This is a genomic window from Planktothrix rubescens CCAP 1459/22, from assembly GCA_904830895.1.
Taxonomy (GTDB): Bacteria; Cyanobacteriota; Cyanobacteriia; order Cyanobacteriales; family Microcoleaceae; genus Planktothrix; species Planktothrix agardhii.
Genome location: LR882958.1, coordinates 5,276,395 through 5,294,174, shown reverse-complemented (window position 1 = coordinate 5,294,174; position 17,780 = coordinate 5,276,395). Strand labels below are relative to the sequence as shown.

17 protein-coding genes and 2 pseudogenes are annotated in these 17,780 nt (G+C 39.9%); 7 read left to right on the top strand and 12 right to left on the bottom strand.

What is annotated here, in order from left to right; translation table 11 throughout:
• The first annotated feature begins 54 nt into the window (after positions 1-54).
• The 3 genes and pseudogenes from NMG86_RS24010 (at position 55) to NMG86_RS24000 (ending at position 2,887) form a co-directional block, all read left to right on the top strand.
• Positions 55-1,251, top strand: a complete 1,197-nt coding sequence (locus tag NMG86_RS24010; RefSeq protein ID WP_052338579.1) for a response regulator — start codon at positions 55-57, stop codon at positions 1,249-1,251.
• A gap of 48 nt (positions 1,252-1,299) precedes the next feature.
• Positions 1,300-1,518 (top strand): annotated as a pseudogene (locus tag NMG86_RS24005) (response regulator); the annotation flags it as partial.
• Positions 1,511-2,887, top strand: a complete 1,377-nt coding sequence (locus NMG86_RS24000) for a PAS domain-containing sensor histidine kinase (protein WP_026788018.1) — start codon at positions 1,511-1,513, stop codon at positions 2,885-2,887. The pseudogene NMG86_RS24005 and the gene NMG86_RS24000, both read left to right, overlap by 8 nt.
• A gap of 332 nt (positions 2,888-3,219) precedes the next feature.
• Here the strand turns inward: NMG86_RS24000 and NMG86_RS23995 are convergent.
• The 7 genes and pseudogenes from NMG86_RS23995 to NMG86_RS23965 form a co-directional block, all read right to left on the bottom strand.
• A pseudogene (locus tag NMG86_RS23995) lies at positions 3,220-3,940 on the bottom strand (ISAs1 family transposase).
• A gap of 468 nt (positions 3,941-4,408) precedes the next feature.
• Entirely contained in the window at positions 4,409-6,136 is a 1,728-nt protein-coding gene (gene ltrA / locus NMG86_RS23990; protein WP_026796660.1) for a group II intron reverse transcriptase/maturase, read from the bottom strand.
• Between the two features lie 981 nt (positions 6,137-7,117).
• Positions 7,118-7,375, bottom strand: coding sequence for a DUF2442 domain-containing protein (locus NMG86_RS23985; protein ID WP_199918594.1), 258 nt, complete (start codon positions 7,373-7,375; stop codon positions 7,118-7,120).
• A 10-nt stretch (positions 7,376-7,385) separates the two neighbouring features.
• Positions 7,386-7,643 (bottom strand): DUF4160 domain-containing protein, encoded by a 258-nt coding sequence (locus tag NMG86_RS23980; RefSeq protein ID WP_071782588.1) that lies wholly within the window; start codon positions 7,641-7,643, stop codon positions 7,386-7,388.
• Positions 7,644-7,646: 3 nt separating this feature from the next.
• Positions 7,647-7,814, bottom strand: a complete 168-nt coding sequence (locus tag NMG86_RS23975) for a type II toxin-antitoxin system HicB family antitoxin (protein WP_141293148.1) — start codon at positions 7,812-7,814, stop codon at positions 7,647-7,649.
• A gap of 138 nt (positions 7,815-7,952) precedes the next feature.
• Positions 7,953-8,294: a type II toxin-antitoxin system PemK/MazF family toxin gene (locus NMG86_RS23970; protein WP_026788015.1), complete on the bottom strand. Its 342-nt coding sequence runs from the start codon at positions 8,292-8,294 to the stop codon at positions 7,953-7,955.
• Positions 8,291-8,524 (bottom strand): hypothetical protein, encoded by a 234-nt coding sequence (locus NMG86_RS23965; protein ID WP_026795262.1) that lies wholly within the window; start codon positions 8,522-8,524, stop codon positions 8,291-8,293. The genes NMG86_RS23970 and NMG86_RS23965 overlap by 4 nt, the downstream gene beginning before the upstream one ends.
• A 29-nt stretch (positions 8,525-8,553) precedes the next feature.
• Between NMG86_RS23965 and NMG86_RS23960 the strand changes: the two genes are divergently transcribed.
• Positions 8,554-8,739 (top strand): hypothetical protein, encoded by a 186-nt coding sequence (locus NMG86_RS23960; RefSeq protein WP_141293150.1) that lies wholly within the window; start codon positions 8,554-8,556, stop codon positions 8,737-8,739.
• Here NMG86_RS23960 and NMG86_RS23955 read toward each other — a convergent pair.
• The 4 genes from NMG86_RS23955 to NMG86_RS23940 form a co-directional block, all read right to left on the bottom strand.
• Positions 8,723-9,355: a methyltransferase domain-containing protein gene (locus tag NMG86_RS23955; RefSeq protein WP_026788013.1), complete on the bottom strand. Its 633-nt coding sequence runs from the start codon at positions 9,353-9,355 to the stop codon at positions 8,723-8,725. The two genes, NMG86_RS23960 and NMG86_RS23955, sit on opposite strands and share 17 nt — an antisense overlap.
• 244 nt (positions 9,356-9,599) lie before the next feature.
• On the bottom strand, positions 9,600-9,890 hold the full coding sequence (locus tag NMG86_RS23950) for a DUF1214 domain-containing protein (protein WP_043938972.1): 291 nt from the start codon (positions 9,888-9,890) through the stop codon (positions 9,600-9,602).
• Between the two features lie 160 nt (positions 9,891-10,050).
• A complete protein-coding gene (locus tag NMG86_RS23945; protein WP_026788012.1) occupies positions 10,051-10,194 on the bottom strand; it encodes a CAB/ELIP/HLIP family chlorophyll-binding protein in 144 nt (47 codons plus the stop codon).
• Positions 10,195-10,356: 162 nt separating this feature from the next.
• The gene (locus NMG86_RS23940; protein ID WP_026788011.1) at positions 10,357-10,941 is read right to left on the bottom strand and encodes a DUF3611 family protein; all 585 of its coding nucleotides are present in this window, start codon (positions 10,939-10,941) and stop codon (positions 10,357-10,359) included.
• A 61-nt stretch (positions 10,942-11,002) separates the two neighbouring features.
• Between NMG86_RS23940 and NMG86_RS23935 the strand changes: the two genes are divergently transcribed.
• The 3 genes from NMG86_RS23935 (at position 11,003) to NMG86_RS23925 (ending at position 12,228) form a co-directional block, all read left to right on the top strand.
• Positions 11,003-11,173, top strand: coding sequence for a CAB/ELIP/HLIP family chlorophyll-binding protein (locus tag NMG86_RS23935; RefSeq protein ID WP_026788010.1), 171 nt, complete (start codon positions 11,003-11,005; stop codon positions 11,171-11,173).
• 301 nt (positions 11,174-11,474) lie between these two features.
• Complete coding sequence (locus NMG86_RS23930) at positions 11,475-11,765, top strand: hypothetical protein (protein WP_026795261.1); 291 nt, start codon at positions 11,475-11,477, stop codon at positions 11,763-11,765.
• Positions 11,766-11,793: 28 nt separating this feature from the next.
• Positions 11,794-12,228 (top strand): heavy metal-responsive transcriptional regulator, encoded by a 435-nt coding sequence (locus NMG86_RS23925; protein WP_026795260.1) that lies wholly within the window; start codon positions 11,794-11,796, stop codon positions 12,226-12,228.
• Positions 12,229-12,487: 259 nt separating this feature from the next.
• On the opposite strand, the gene NMG86_RS23920 is transcribed toward NMG86_RS23925, so the two are convergent.
• The gene (locus NMG86_RS23920) at positions 12,488-17,779 is read right to left on the bottom strand and encodes a WD40 domain-containing protein (RefSeq protein WP_026796657.1); all 5,292 of its coding nucleotides are present in this window, start codon (positions 17,777-17,779) and stop codon (positions 12,488-12,490) included.
• Position 17,780: the final 1 nt, after the last annotated feature.

Genomic DNA, 17,780 nt, shown 5'->3' with positions numbered 1-17,780 from the left:
AACTTTGGACTGGATTTAACTTTCTTTTCCCCTTCCCTAAATTCTGTCCCCTCTATGCGTGTTTTATTGGTAGAAGATGATCAGGATCTGGCTGAGACTTTGGTGGTGGCTTTAGTTCACCAAGGGTACACTGTTGACAGGGTGACAGATGGAATAGCCGGGTGGGAAAAAGCACAAAAATTTACCTATGATTTGATGATTTTAGAGGTGGAATTACCTCAATTAGATGGGATAAATTTATGTAAAAAACTGCGATCGCAAAATATTACAAATCCGATTATTTTATTAACCGCTTACAATCATCAAGAAGATAAAGTTAAAGGCTTGGATGCGGGCGCGGATGATTATGTGGTTAAACCCTTTGATGTGCAGGAATTATTAGCTAGAATTAGGGCTATATTTCGCCGACGTCAACCCACGGTTTCAATTCTTTTGGAATGGGAATATCTGCATTTGAATACGAAAACCTGTGAAGTTATGTATCGGGAAATGCTCCTCAATTTAACCCCTAAAGAGTATGGATTATTAGAACTATTTCTCAAACATCATCAACAAATTTTTAGTTTAGACCTAATCCTAGAGCAACTCTGGACATTTGAAGACCCACCAACGGAAAATACTGTCCGGGCGCATATTAAAGGATTAAGAAATAAACTTAAAAATGCCGGTGCCCACGCAGATTTGATTGAAACAGTATATGGCTTAGGTTATCGTCTTAAACAGCAATCTCACCCTAAAATTGAACCTAAAAAAACCAGTAAAAAACCCGAACTCGATCAAAACAAACTGGATCAAGCTATTGTTGAAATTTGGCATAGATATCAAGGCAAAATTTGCGATCGCATTACCATTTTAGAAGAATTTTCTCTCGCCAACCAACAGGGAAAACCCGATCAAAATATCAAACAAAAAGCTCAACAAGAAGCTCATAAACTTGCCGGATCTTTAGGAACATTTGGCCTAGGAGGAGGCTCGATTATCGCTAAAGAAATCGAACAACTCTGTCAAAATCAAACCTTAAATTTAGCAGAAATTACCCTATTGCAAGAATTAGTCTTTAAACTTAGAAAAGAAGTTGAACAATATTCTCCCCCTTCCACAATACAAAACCCTCAACCGACCTCGATTAAATCCGACCATCAAGTTTGGATAATCAGTCAAGATAAATTATTAATTGAAGCTGGACAAAAAGCGAGTTTAAGTTTGGGAGTTGAAACCAAAATTCTCACGGATTTATCATTAATTACATAACTCAAATTATCATCCAAAAAACAACAATATTCTCCCCTAGTATTTTTAGATTTTGACTTATATTCCTCCTACGATTTATTAACCAAACTTACTCAACAGACCCCGCCAATTCCTGTGATTGTTATAACTCAACAAAAGAACCCAAATCAACGGGTAAAAGTTGCTCAATTGGGACGCCAAGGATTCTTGGAAAAACCCATCACTTCAGAACAAATGATTAAACTCATGATCGATACCTTTAGTCAAAACCGTAGCTTAAATGATTAATCAAAATTCCGAAACTGAAACTCAATTGATTGCTTCCCTACAAGCAATTAATCAACGATTAATTCAAGAAATGCAAGAACGACAACGGGTAGAAGAAGCATTGCGAGAGAGTTCAGAAAGGTTGAAAACCTTAATTAATGCCATGCCGGATTTAGTCTGCTTTAAAGACGCTTCAGGACGTTGGTTAGAAGCCAATCAAGCAACCTTAGAACTATTTCAAATCCAGACTTTAGATTATCAAGGAAAATCCGATCCTGAATTAGTAGAATTAGTAGGACAGATTCATGGTAAAAATTTCTATAGAAATGCCTTAATTAATTTTCAAAAATCCGATCAAGAAGTTTGGGAAAATCAACAACCTTCCCAACAACAAGAAATTATTCCCGATGTTAATGGCAACCCCAGAATTTTTGATCTGATTAAAGTTCCTTTATTTCATCCCAATGGCGAACGTAAAAGTTCTCAAATCTTTGCCACCTTAGAAGATGGTTTAGTTCGTCATGTCGATAACGAAGTTTTTAGGCATCGCAATGGGTCTGATTTTCCCGTCGAATATGTTAGCACTCCCATTCAAAATCAAGGGGAAATTATCGGGGCTGTGGTCATCTTTAAAGATATTACCGAAAGGCAAGCCATGGAAAAAATGAAAGATGAATTTATCTCCGTTGTCAGTCATGAACTTAGGACTCCTTTAACCTCAATTCATGGTGCTTTAGGATTATTAGCCAGTGGATTATTAGATACTCAACCCGAACGCGCTAAACGAATGTTTGAAATTGCTGGTGCTAATACAACCCGTTTAGTCCGTTTAATTAACGATATTCTTGATTTAGAACGGATGCAAGCTGGGCAAATTACCCTTGATAAAAAATACTGTAATTTAGCCGAATTAATGCTACAAGCTAATAATGAAATGATCGGAATGGCAGAAAAATTTGGTGTAAATTTATCAATCAAACCCCTAGCAGTTCAAATCTGGGTCGCCCCCGACCGAATTATTCAAGTATTCACTAATTTATTAAGTAATGCGATCAGATTTTCTGATGTTGATAGTTGCATTTGGTTTGACGCCACACTCCACCATTCCAGTCTATCCCGTTCCTGCTTAGAAGTTTTGATTACCCTCCAAGACCAAGGACGGGGAATTCCTACCGATAAACTAGAAAGCATTTTTGGTCGTTTTCAACAGGTGGACGCCTCTGACTCCCGCCAGAAAGGGGGGACTGGACTGGGACTGGCTATTTGTCGCAGTATTGTCCAGCAACATGGGGGTCACATTTGGGCGGAAAGTCAATTGGGCCAGGGAAGCACCTTTTTTGTGCGTTTACCCGTAGCATCGGAAGCAGGAGAAGATATCGATTTTCGGTAATAAGTACCTAAACAAAATTAATTGCACATCCTCTACCCTGTTCCCTCCCCCCCTAGCCCCCCGTGCACGGGGGGTTTCCCAGATCCGGTGTTCCCTCCCCCCCTAGCCCCTCGTGCACGCAGGGCTGTTTCATTTTCCAAAATTGGGGACTCAATTTAACTCCCCAATTTTTGCCTCATTCGGCGAAAAAACCGAGTAATTCTAACTGAATTATCAGGAATATTGCTCAAGGTATAATCTTTCTGATTTTTAAGCAAAAAAAACTTCTCTATATCTTTACCATAGAGGATTTATATCTATTTTATTTGGATTTTTGCCGCTGATTTACTCGATTATCTTGAGGATTTCAGGGGAAACAGTTCCGAGATAATAAAAATTTTGTGCCAGTGATCAGTTAACCACCGTTGTCCTTCTGTTATTGATACAAAACCCCAACTTCTGAAAAGATTGATCACCAGAGTTTTTAGAGTTGAGAAGTTGGTAGCTGCTTGAAAGTTACGGATTCGGCTTTTATCTTCTTGAAAAATTACATCTTTTACCCAATGGCATTGATTCTCAATCCCCCAATGTCCTTTAATAATTTGAGCTAAGGTTTTCGCCTCGTTGACTGCACTACTGATATAGTATACTTTTTCTTTGTAGGGTTTTTTTCCTCTGTTGCCACTTCTTTCTATTTGAATCACAATTTTCAGATGTTTCCAGCCTTTGTGAAAGTTGCTATTCACTTGATAAACCGAAACTTTTTTGTTCTCCAACTTTTTCAGGTTTAATACACATCTCATTAAATATCTCGATTAAATTTGACCAATCTACTCCTTCTATTACTCTTCTTATTGTTGAGTATGATGGCGGTTTTTCTAGCTGAATTTTTAAAACTTGACTGAGTTCTTTTTGATTGATTTTAGCAAAATTTTCGATTTCTCTGTACCCTAAATTTCTCGACATTAGCCCCAAAATGACTATTAATAATACTACCCAAATCGGATGCCTTATTCCTTGGGCTTTCCGGTAATCCTTGACTTTTTTCAGTTTTTCTATTAGAGTTGTTAGCATCTTTATTTTTGTAAAAAACTAGCGGTCGCTCTTGATTTTATCAGGTAGCGATCGCTCTTTCTTTACTCTTTTCCACCCGACTTTGAAACAGCCCTGCTCGTGCACGGGGGGCTGTTCCCAGATCCGGTGTTCCCTCTCTCCACTAGGTAATTTATTTTGTATCAATACTTATAATAAAGTTTTGTAAAAAAAAGCGAATTTCTATCACTATTTTTCTTTTCTTCACAGAATCTTCATATTTCCCTCCTATCCTGAATAGTGTAGTCTACTGCACTTGCAGCAAGACTCAACGCAACTCACCTAGGAGGTGGAGATCATGCCCTCAGTCTATCTTATGCTTCTTACTTTTGCCCTGGGTTCGTTAGAGTCGATTAGAGGGTTGCCCCCCTAACCTCTCCTTCAGAACCGTGCATGAGACTTTCACCTCACACGGCTCCTTGATAACTCCACCTTTGTTATAGGTACGATTCAAAACGGTTGATTGTCATAATTCTCAACTGTTTTAGTTAAAGAACCATCACTAGCCGTCTTTGTGTCATGACAATGTTTGTGTAAAAGTTGAAGGTTATCATAGGTGTCTTTTCCACCTAACGATGTTGGTTTAATATGGTCAACTTCTACAATGTCTGTACTTGTGAAATACAAACCACAGTGAGGACAAATACCTTTTTGTTTCTTAATAAGTGTTGCCACTCTTTTAGGAGTCTCAGGATATTCGCCTCGACGTTTACTCCAGTAAATCCAGTCTCCATTGAACGGACTAGCTTCACCCTTAATCTTTGTATGCCTAATGATTGGCGTACTGCTATGGGTGAATAATTTCAATCCATCTTCTGTACTGAAACACCAATTTCTGTCATCTACTGTTCTCCAGTATTTGTCTTTATTGATGTTCCCTTTTCCCCTTCTTCTTGCCCAGGCTCTCAGCTTGTCGTAGGTTTGATGGTCAACCTTTGAGAAGGTTTCTTTACTAACCACTGTTGAGTAATAATTTGACCAACCCCTAATAATTGGATTCAGCTTGCTAATTAGAGCAGCTTGTGGGGCGGTTTTATGGGAATCTATTACATCAGCTATCTTGACAAGATGAGTTTTGATTTTGGCTTTTGAGGGTTTGATTAATGTATTAAAACCTAGCGGTATTCCATTCGTTTTATTAGCACCTCTGTAGTTTCCTACTTTGTACTGTTGTATGTGGAATCCTAGGAACTCAAACCCAACATTTCCATCAATTTCTTTGAAGGTGTGGGTCAATTTTGTTTTACTTGGTTTTAATTCCAGTCCCATGTCACTTAACCAATCAGCAATTATCTCTTGACACTTTTTGACTACGTTTAGATCCTCATGGATTATCACGAAGTCATCAGCGTAACGGATTAGACTAAGGGCTACTCTATTTGCCGTTTTTGCCCCTTTTAGAGTTTCGGCGTATTGCTTAACTCTTTCTTCCATACCATGTAAGGCAATATTCGCAAGTAAGGGTGAAATGACCCCGCCTTGTGGTGTACCATCATTAGTAGGAAAAAGTTCTTTTCCGTCCATGTACCCTGCTTTGAGCCATGTCTTTAGTTGACGGCTTAATGTAGGGTATGTGTGTATTTTGGAGATTAACGCTTTGTGGTCTATGCGGTCAAAGCATTTTGAGATATCAGCATCCAGTACATATTTGTCTTTTTGCTTAATACTGCTAAATATTGCTTCGATTGCATCGTGGCAGGAACGTCCTGGTCTGAAACCATAACTGTTTGGCTCAAATTTAGCCTCCCATTCTGGTTCTAACGCTAGTTTTACTAACGCTTGCAATGCACGGTCGTTTATTGTGGGTATCCCTAATGGACGGGTTTCGGTTGTACCAGGTTTGGGAATATTAACTCTACGAGTTGGTTTTACCTTATTGGTTAACTTTAATCGTCCTACAAGGCTCATACGTTGTTTTGGGTTCAGAGATTTAACTCCATCCACTCCAGCCGTATTTTTGCCTTGGTTATCTTGTGTTACCCGACGAACCGCAATACATTTGGCACTCCAGGAATTAATCAGGGTTTTTTGAAGTTTACGAACTGCTTTAACATCGCCTCGTTCACTCGCTCGAAATATGCGCTTTTGCAACTTGAAAGTTACCTTTTCTAACTTTCGCCAGTTAAGGTCTTTCCATTCCACCGTCTGATTTTTATTCAGCGTTTTAGACATATACATTGCTACTTGTTCTATTTCTTTGGAATTACCGAGTATCTGTCAGCATATCCTTGTCATTACAACAAGGCATTCGCTTTTGATACCATCCCTCCCCTAAATATCGTTCGTTAGCTACTTACTGGATTTCGACCTCTCCAGAGATATATAGGGGTTACTTCGTTCCGATTACACATTTGTTTGAAGTTTTTAGCGTGATGCTGTCCACCGGGTTTATTGGGTTTGTGCTTATAAGTCGGCGTATAAACCGCTTATTCCCTTATCCTTGCCTTTTGGCTTGGTGATAACCAGGTCTTTACCATATTTTCCAATGGGTTTTATTCCTGATTTAGCCTTTTCACCATTATCGGTATCGATGGTTCAGACACATCTTTGCTTGCGCTACGCATGAACTTCTTGCTCGATAGTTACCAAATTTGGCTTTCAGTAGTTCTATCTTTTAACCCCGCTTTAGCTTGATGGATGCTACCCATTTCAAACTAGGGGTTATGCTTTCACCTCAGCACTTGAGGGATGGGACTTGTAAATTTTTTATTACTTATCTCTGAATTTCGTAACATTTCGTTATTTTTGAGATTTTGTGATGTTTCTTTACTCACCCATAAATGTAATCAGTTATCACCAGTCTTAACAACTGGGTTAGCCGTCCCATAAGCCTTTTGGCTTAATTTAGGCTAAACGAATCGCACTATCTGGATCTATACACAAACCTCTAATGATATTCCCTTCGTGTTAGCTGGAGTGATTGGACTCATCTGCTTAGTCTGGGGGTTTGCCTTTGCCCATTGGAGTCTTCAAATTCTGATTGTACTGGGGTTGTGGAGTTTATATAAAGTTTATATGCCCGAAGAAGTTAACCTTGGTTAATTTTAATATTACGCCTTATATCCCCCCACAGAATTTGGTACTCCGAATCAGTGGGGGGATATAGGGCGGGTGATAACGATTGCATCTATAGCAATCCTAACCATACAATTATCTGGATTACAGATAGGAATTACCAATAGATTGCTTGTCAAAAGCAATTTCAAATAAAAACTCAGGGGCAAAGTCTGCTCCGTTTGGCCATTCTATAGTCCGACTGGTTACAAATACCTTTTGAAATAAACTTTTAGCTTTCAAGGGTTCAAAGATTTCTCCATACAATTCTTGTTCTAAATCTACAATCCCTTCTATTCCATTATTAAACGTTAGCTTTAATTGATAGTTATCCAGATATTCCACAGAGACAACATTAAGCAAGATATCCTTTTTAGGGAAGGGGATCGATTCTGTTAAGAGGTTTTCTTTGACGCGCATTTTCCCAGTTCTCCAATAGTTCAGATTGGTGCAGATCAAGCCATTCCCATACTAAATTTAGTCCTCTTTTGGGCATTTGACCACAAACTTCACCTGTTTGAATCATTATAATCGCTTCACAATCTTGATACTCAACATGGATATGAGGCGGATTGTGATCGTTATAGTTCATTGTGATTTTTATTCCATAGAAGCTTGATAGAGTGGGCATAAGCTAAGAATAGCAATAAAGGTTGCCCTCTATTGTAAGCGTTCGCTTCGCTTCATATAAGTTTTGTAAGAGTTCTTCAAAGGTATTACCTTGGGTAGCACAGCCAGGAAGAGCAGGAACTTCAGCCCAATAACCCGTTTCTTCTGTGTGAACAATGACTTTGATTTTCATCGGTTAAGGTGTTTAAAGAGTATTTCCCTTATTATACCGTGATCGCACCTTAAACAGCCAAAGTAATCGCACTTTCAAAAGCCAAAATGATCGAAATTTTAAAGTTTAATCAACAAGATGACGGCGATCTCACTAATTTTATTTTCTTAGCCAATTGATTAAAAGATTTTTAATGCGTATTAGTCTTTCTGGTGAGATATTTCCTAAACGTGCATTGATTACAGATGATTCGACACTTGTTAATCGTCCTAGCCGAATTAAAGAAGCCACTTTAAGTCCAGTATTAATATAGTCGGAATCTGAGGTATTAATGATTTCGTCAAATCCTAGAGTAGCTTGATGGAGACGAGAAGAAATTAAAGCAAGTAATAAATCACGATGGCGACTTGGTGAAATAGCAATAATTAAGGCTGGGCGTAGTTTTCCTGATTTCAAGTCTGCTTGAGGAAAACGAATTAGAACAATATCACCAGGTTTCATGGTTGATAAATTTCTTGAGCATCTGCTAGGGAATATTCAATTTCATCTTCTTCTTTGAAAAATTGCTCTAATGAAAATTTTTGCCAGTCTTCATCTTGCCAATTAGTATATTCTGAAATGTTATTTGGATCAGGGGAAATTAATCGGGTAAAGTTGGCAATTTTTTCAACAATGTCATCAGGTAATCGGTCAATCTGTTGGTGAAGTTCTTCACGAATTGTAGCAGACATAAGTTAAATTATTTGATTAAGGTGTAAAATTGACTGTATTGATTATAACTCAGATATTGGGTGGTAATTTGGGAAAAAGCAATGTTGGGTTTCGTAACCTCAACCCAACCTACAAGATCGGCGATCCCACGACAAGATCGGCGATCGCACTTTTATGTACGGAATGTGGGTTAGACGCTATCCCAGGCAGTAAACCCGCTATTTTTCTGCAATAATCCAGGTCACAATTGGCCAGTCAGGATCATTGCGAAGGGCTAACTGATGAAGAGGATGCCAAGCAGCCTGGGGAATACCTTCAAACCGCAGACCATCACGAATTAATAGCCAGGCTTCAAAATTGCCCCAACCTTGACAAGCCAAAATTCTAGAAAATCGTTGACTCAACAGGGCTAATGCGTCGGGAGTAAATCGCCAATAATCTTTGGGAACCAGGTGAATCGGATTAATAAAACAAGTGGTATGAACCGCAATCCCGCCAGGTCGCAACACTCGCCAACTTTCATCAATGGCCTGTTGGGGATTGCCTTCAACGTGTTCTAAGACTTGATCGGACAGGACAAAATCAAAGGATTCATCGGCAAAGTTCAGGGATAAAAAGTTATGATCGGGATAATTAGCTTCGGTTAAAGTTTTAGCTTGAATACCTAATAGTTCGATTAAATTTTGCGAGTGACTAATGGATAGAATATCCCCTGCTTTTTTGGGAAGTTTTTGACCCTGGGCTTGCAAATTCGCATACATGGAATAACGGGTAATGTGAGGGCCACGTTCTAAGCCTAGGAGGGATAATTTCCAAAGATTAGCTCTTAAATTTTGCCAAAAAGTTGTCATTTTTTACTGAAGTTTAAGATTAAGAGATATTGAGATTAGCGATCGCAAGATTGCCTTCCGAGCTATCAAAGGTTATAGTGCGATCGCTGATCTTGTAGGTTGGGTTAAGGAACGCAACCCAACAAATTAAATGACAATGGTGTTAATTCGTTTTGGAGAGGGAATAATGTTTGTGTAGAAATGTTGGGTTTCCTTTCGTCAACCCAACCTACAGATCGGCGATCAAGAAATATTCTGGATAGGACTATTTTAACAACTCGATCTCTCCTGGTCGCCAAGTCTTGTCAAACCAAGGCTCCAACGGGCCATAAAGCCGAAGAATCGTGTTCCAACCCGTTTCAGGAATCGTCTGTACCCAATTATTCTCCTTGCCAGCAGGCGGTTTCGGCCCGAAATAGATATCCACAGAACCATCGGCATTAACCAAAAGCCCTTTAGTCTGACTACCGACACTCGGAAACTGTTGATCGGTCTGGATCTGCGATCGCGTTTGGTTGCTGTAAAGAATACAGCAATAGCGATCGCAATAATACATTACTCGTCTAATTCTGTTACTTTTTCAGCAAGCCCTATTTCTAATCAAAAAAATCCCCCAAACACTACAAATTCGGGGGATTTTTTACTATTTAGGGGGTAAATGGGGTTCTCAGGTTAAGTCCTAGAACCCTTGAATGCGTTGAAAACAACCGGAAAAATTACATTAAACCTAATTGAGACAGAATCCCTTGACCGGTTAGAAGTTCCGTGGCTAAACCGATGGTGAAACCTAACATGGCTAAACGGCCATTCCAAGTCTCCGCGAATTCTGTAAACCCAAACTTGGTATCTTTGCTTTCCATAATCAAAAAATCTCCTGTTTGCTTGAGCCAACTACATAAAAGTTAACACAGTTTCCAGAAGTTTGCAACTTTTTGTTAAGAAAGATTGACAAAAACCCAAAACCCTTATCTATAAGTACATTCTTCCTGTTCCCCATTCGTAATTCGTAATTCGTAATTCCCCTAATTCTTATAAATTCGATTGATCAGCCACAAGCCACCTGCGATCCCAACAAAATGGGCCACAATTGTATGGGTATTAGCCAGAACTACAAAAAAATCAAGGGGTTGGACAAAATCTTGCAAGTTGCCAGGAGCATTAAACAAACCACGGGGTTGAGAGATGGCTTTTGCCAAGAGAATCCCATTAATTGCTTCCGAAGCCATTAAAGTCACCGCCATTCCAGTTAAATTACTGGTTAAGCCTGTACGGATGCGCTTGAAGGTTTCTCCTCGACTGGGACGGGTAATGCCCGGTGCTTTGAGTCTACGGGCCAAACGAGTATAACCAAAGGCCTGAAAAATACTAAATCCCAAAATCCCCAGTCCGATGAGGGCAAAGACCAAACCCCCACCAATTCCCGATGATGGGGCCGTTGTTCCTGTCGTCCCACGACTAAAGACTAAAATGGCAAAAAGCTGAATCACAGCCGAAATCACCCCTAAAACCAGTTGTATCCAAAAGCAAATCCAGCCTGTGGTACGAAGGGCAGAGGCAACTTGTTGAACCGAATTCGGAATTGGTGATTGGTCAGGTAGATAGGACATTTTTTAAACAATCAGGGGTTAAAATCAAAATCAAAGCCGAAAAAATCCTAGGAATTCAAATATGAGCCAACCACAACCTACGACAACCCCCAACCTCAACGAACCCAAATTTGGATTCAATCAATATACTGAACGATTAAATGGTCGAGCCGCCATGATTGGTTTTTTGATCACCTTGGCAATTGAATATTTTAGCGGACAAGGTTTATTATCCTGGCTAGGGCTGAGTTAATCTTACCAAATTGATTGATTATTGGTGATCAGTCTTCCGTTTAGGAGTGAGGGGTAATTTAGGATTTCAAGAGTTCAGCAGTCGTTTTTGTGATTAACTCAAATCCAGGCTAAACACAATCCTAAGTTTGCCCTCCATCCAACGGATGACCAATGACCCAAATCCAGTCAATCCCTATAAATTAGGTTAAATTAGGATTAGATAAACTTTCAAGTGAAGAAGATTATAAGATAATGCTATCGGCTCCCAATCCGAGAGATTGTACTTAAGTTAACCCTTAAAAATTTAGAGTAAAATTGTGATGAATGCTTTATGGCCCCGTGTTCTCAGGTCTGCCTATCGTCGAGAACCTATTGTTAGTTTTGTGGTCACAGTTGGAATCGTAGATGCTGTGATTGGTGGAGTTAGTTCCAGTGTATCCTTATTAAGTTTTGGCCTTTCCAGCGTTGGGGTAATCTTGGTTTTGCGGTGGTGGATGTGGCAAAAGTCTAAACTACAACAAGCTGAAACTGCCCCAGAATATGCCCTTCCCCCAAGTTCTGCCCGTTCTCCCCTTCCCAAGCTGACGGATAAAAAACGATCTTCCTACTAAGTCGATTAATAGTTAGGATTACGAAAAAATGGATGCGGTGATTGCAGATGAAAGATTAAAAATCGGTGATGTCGCTCAACAAAGTGGCTTGTCGGTGAAAACCGTTCGTTATTATGAAGAAATTGGCTTGTTAGCACCTACTGTTGAACGGTCAGACTCTGGATATCGACTGTTTGAGCCGTCGGTGATTAATCGTTTGGGTTTTGTTAGACGTGCTCAATCTTTGGGTTTGAGTTTAAATGAAATTAGAGATATTTTAAAGGTTAGCGATCGCGGCGAACTTCCCTGTGAGGAAGTCAAACAACATTTGGCACTTAAAGTTGAGGAGATTAATCACCAAATCACAGCCTTGGAAATCTTAAAAACGGAGTTGCAACAGTTACTCAACCATTGGCAAGATCATCCTTTATCCGTTCAAGTAAATACAAAAATCTGCCCCAATATTCAAGGAGAACCCCCTTAAAGAAATCGGGAAGGAATCTGATTTATCCTTCCCGTTGCTTTGTTGATTCAGTTTATTTCTCAGGGTTTGCCGTTGTTTTTTCAGTTGTCGCGCCCTTGCAGAACCGCCTTTTCCTTTCGTATTTCTCCCTTGAGAGCGGGGAGATTCCCAACTTTTCAAATACCGTGCCATTTTCTTTATATTTTTTTGACATTATCTAAAGATAATACACTAATTTTTGGCTCTGTGTCAAGTCAAATAGCTGATAACTGATTACTGTTTACTGATTACAAAGATCGCGATCGCTCGTTTGGACTTTAGGATTAGTTCGTAAATAATCGTAAACCCAATCACAAGCGCGATCAATCAAATTATCTAAATCCAGATTCCACATAATTAAAGTATGATCCCGACTAGCAGAAACCAAAACCCGACCATCGGGACTAAAACTAATCCCCATTACACTATCCCGATGTCCCACCAAGGTTTTGAGCAAAGTGCCGTCATCACGACTCCATAACTTCACCGTACCATCGTAACTGGCCGAAGCAATTAACTGACTGTCAGGACTAAACACCACACTGGTAACACTATCACTAGATCCCTTTAACAGCGTCTTCAGATAGTTTCCCCGACTATCCCAAAGTTTAACCGTATTATCATAGCCAGCAGAAGCAATAAATTTACCATCGGGACTAAAACTGATACCCAGAACATAACCCTGATCAGCCATAATCGTCTTTAATAACTTTCCTTGATCATCCCAAAGTTTAATCGTCCCATCATCACTAGAAGTTACAATCATCTCCCCACCCGGACTAAAGGTAACACTATTAACCCAAGAATCATGTCCGATTAAAGTATGCAATAATTGACCCTGGCGACTCCACAATTTCACCGTTTTATCCTTACTCGCCGTAGCAATTTGTTCAGCATTAGGACTAAAAGTAATATTCAGAATACTATCGTCATGACCAATCCAACTTTGAAGCAGTTGAATAGATTCCACCGAAACCCGGTTTTTTGTTAAGGGCAAAGCTGATTTTAATTTTGCTACACCCCAAAGGCTAAAATGATCAGGCAATTTAAACAAACTCCCCTGGGATTTTTCTGAGCTTTCTAAATCAGGACTCAGTTTCCACAATTTCACCGTCCGGTCATAGCCCGCCGTCGCTAAAAATTCTCCATCGGTACTAAAACTCACCGTCGTCACCCGGTCTTTATACCCCGCTAAGGTCGTCAATAATGCCCCTGTACGGCTCCAAAGTTTCACCGTTTTGTCCTGACTCGCCGAGGCAAACATCTCACCATTGGGGCTAAAATTCACCCCTAAGACCCGATGTTGATGCCCCGTTAGGGTTTTTAGAGGAATTAAATCTGAACTCCAAAGTTTTACTGTTTTGTCATAACTTGAGGATACTAAAGTCTTGCCGTCGGGGGAAAATTGAATATTTGTCACCTTATCCCCATGTCCTTGCCACTGCTTTAATAGAGTTCCATCCACCGTCCATAAATAGATATTTTTATTGTCCGTAGAAGTTGCCAACAGTTTACTATCAGGAGAAAAATTCACCCCATATATATTAGAACGATCCGCTTTTAAAGTTTTTAAAAGTTGACATTGAGGAGTCCACAATTTCACCGTTTGATCTTGTCCCACCGTAGCAATTAGTTGACCATTGGGAGAAAAACTCACCTTATAAACCGTTTTATTCGGATTAGCAGTGTGATCCAAGGTGTGGAGTATTGTTCCATCTAGTTTTAGCAGTTTTACCGTCCCATCGGCCACCGCGATCGCTAAAATCTGACCATCGGGGCTAAAAGCCACCCAGGTTAAAGGAGCCATAGCCCGATAGACAGTTCGCAATAAAGTCCCCTCTCGACTCCATAATTTTAATCGACGATCATCGGACACCGAAGCGATCAAACGGCCATCGGGTGAAAAAGTCACTGCGGAAACACCCTGGCGATGGGCTTGGAGAGCAATAGGAGTTACCAGCCCTTTGATAGTAGACAAGGCTGTAACGGGCCAAAGTTTAATCGTCCCATCTTGAGAAGACGATGCGATCATCTGACTATCGGGACTGAAACTTACACTGGTGACACTTCCCTGATGACCGACTAAGGTTCGCAGGAGTTGACCATCGGGTGTCCACAATTTCACCGTTTTATCCACACTTCCAGAAACAATATAATTGCCGTCGGGACTAAAGGAAACATCCCAAACTACATCCTGATGTCCTTCTAAACGGTTGCGTTCAGTTGTTCCATATACTGCCTGTTGTAAGGTGGCTGCAATTCTAGTTTCCATGGTTTTGAGTTCCGACCCATCTGGGGTCGTCGCTTTTAAGCGTTGAAATTGTCGAGCCGCCCTTAAACTTTCGAGGAGAGCATCAAATTTATATTGGGAGAAGAATAAAGCATCGGAAGCAGCAGTTAATGTGGCTAAATCGGCGATTTGCTTTTGTTCGTCGGCCCGTTGTTGTTGATAGGTGGCTAGTTTTGTGGTAAAACCCAATAACAGGGCAACAATTATCGACAACCCTAACAACTGTTTTAACCGTTGATTACGCTGCAAAAGTTGCTCTCGACTCATTTTTTTTAAGGCTGCTTCTGCCTTGGATTTTTCAGATTGAGCTTTCTGTAAACGTTGCTTAATATCATGCTGGCGCTGTTTTTCCTGTAGTCCGTAGCGCTGTCGAATTGGCAAAACTAAATAATCATGTAACAGTTGATATCGATCTTCAGGTTCTTCCCGTCTTCTTAATAGTAACCCTGATTCTAAAATGATATCAATAAAAGCCTCCGCTTCCTCTCCTCCTTTGGGTAATGGGTTTTGGGTAATGGGTAATGGGTTTTGGGTTTTGGGTTTTGGGTAATAAAAAGAGTTTACCTCCCCTGCTCCCCCAACTCTCCTCGCCGCCGTAATTAATTCCGCTTTAGTTTTAATCGGACGAGTAAATTTTTCATCCGTTAGGGTAAATAAAACTTCCCAAGCTGCATCTTCATTGATATTCCCACAATCTTTAATAACCTGTTCAATGGAATGTTTAATTAATTCGGTTTTGGGATTAATTCCTAATTGTTTATAGGCCGTTAAGGTGGTAATTCCATGTTCTCCTTCTTCCTGAAGTTGCGCCCCGACAACTTGCAATTCAATTGGACGAACTTCCTGCCGTTCGTCGGCTAAATCTGTTACTAAAGCATCAATTAAACCCGGCTCTAATTGGAGTTTAGACCGTTGGGTTAAACGCTCAATCACCGTTTTTGCTTCCGCTAAAGTAAAATCGCGCAAATGATAGCGAATTTTTTTATCGAGAATATTATTATTAATGGCATCTAGGTTCAATAAATGATCCCATTCTAAGAGATGATGCAAATAATCTTCCCTCAGAGAGAAAACTATTTTTACAAAGGGTAAATCCAGGCAAATTTTTAGAAAATCATAAAATATTTTGCGCTTTTCTTGATGACAATGGGAGATAAAAAAGAATTCCTCAAACTGATCAAAAATTAAAACTGTGAGTAAATTTTGTTCGGCATTTTGGGTGAGTTGTTTCAACACAAAAGAGGACGAATTTAGAATACAATCTACCGGAATTTCTTCATAACTTTGATTGGGATTGCGATTATTCCAATCTTGAATAGAGGATTGAGCAATCACTTTATACCAAAGTTTTTTGATTGACTCATCGGGATATTTAAAGGAAGCACAATTTAATAATGCACTCGCTAAACTCTGTTCTAATTCCCGAGTCCAATCCATATAAGATTGAATCACTACGGGCAAACAATCCCGCGCACTAATTGCCGTATTCTTTAAAGCTGGAACTAAACCCGCATTCACTAAAGAACTTTTACCGACCCCAGAACGGCCATGAATAATAATTAATTTATGATCATCACGACTCAAGCGATGCAGCAAATTCTGAATATCATGTTGGCGACAGGATGCCATCATTTCTTCCGCAATTGTAACCATATTTTCGCCTTGGTTACTAGAGGGATTAATTGCTTGTTTTGGAGGTTGCAGTTGGGCTGCTCCAATAAAGGCTCGCAACCCATATTGATGCTCAATTTCCCGTTGTTTTTTCTTAATTCTAAAGGCTTGACGATACTGACCTTGCTGATAGTCAATATCGCGTAATTCTTCCAAAATATCCAGATATAACTGAGGATTATATTGGGGTTGTATTTGGGTCAGAGCTAATTCTAATTTCTGCTTTGCTTGTTGCCATTCTCCCTGATATTGATAACATCGGGCTAATAATAATAAACACTGTGCTTGACTAACCGTTGGTTTTGACTCTGGTAAAATAGTTAAAGCTAATTTTGCTAACATCAGAGCCTGACGCCATTCCGAACGTTTTAGAGCCACTTCCGCCATAAACACATAATCTTGAGCTAATTGACTTGATGTGCCATAAACAAAGTGCATTTTTACGCCCCCCAGGGCTAATTCTTGCAACATTTCCCATAATTGTAAGCGTTGCAATACTTCACCTAAAGGGGAAATCACTCCTGCCACTAAATCAGGGCGTCCAGCTTGTTGAAAAATTTGCTGACTTTGCTCAAAATAGCGTTTGGCTTCTGTTAATAAAATCTGAACTAAGTTGGGATTTCGAGTTGCTTGAATACAATAGGTTAAAGCAATATGAAACAATACAATTCCCTGACGTTCTCTTAAACAAAACACAAGGGGGCCCGAAGTGGGGGGAGTCATCACATCGACACTGGAGACTTGACCTGGGAGTTCACCTTGGGCGGTATAGCCTCGTAAACCCGCCTCGTGTTGGAGGAGGGCTAAACTCTGTTGATAATGTTGGCGGGCAATTTCGATGTGGTCATGGGCATCGCCATCTTGACCGAAAATAAACTGACGACTGGCTTCTAAAGCGGGGTCTAACTCATAACCTCGATTTTGTAAATCCTGCCAATGCAGTTCTAATTCCCGCCGTCGGTTGCAACCCATACCAAAATCAGATGGAAAACTACGGGATACGGTCGATTTAAACGGTCGTTGTGTTTTGGGTTCCCAGGCTTTGATTTTTAATTCTGCTAGGGTAAATAGGGTATTGGCTTGTAATTTTAAGTAATCTAATAATTCAGTTGTGGTTAATTCAAATTTAATTGTGGCGGCGGCCCAACTTTTAAAGTCAGGGGCTAAACGAATTAGACCCGTAACGATATCATCGGTAATCCATATAATAATCGGAAAATTAAATTGTTTTCTAAATTCATCCCGAACCTGATTAGTTGAACTCAGAATAATATCCAGATTTTCCACGGTTTCTAACCCTAAAATCATTAGTGCCGAGGGGGAATTTTTCTCAACCTTTTCTAATAGGGTTGTATAGAGAGTTTTGGTATGAGGAGATAAAATTAAAGACTCAATCTTGATTTCTGAATCAACCTGTACAGTTTGTAGAACTTTTTGTCTGAGTTGACTGGAATTACAGCGAACTAACACTAAGGAAAACTGACCTTGGGACAAGGATACAGCGCGTAACAAGCGATTCAAACTTCGTTCATTTACAGAGGCTACTATTTTGGGGTCAACAAGTTTATCCATT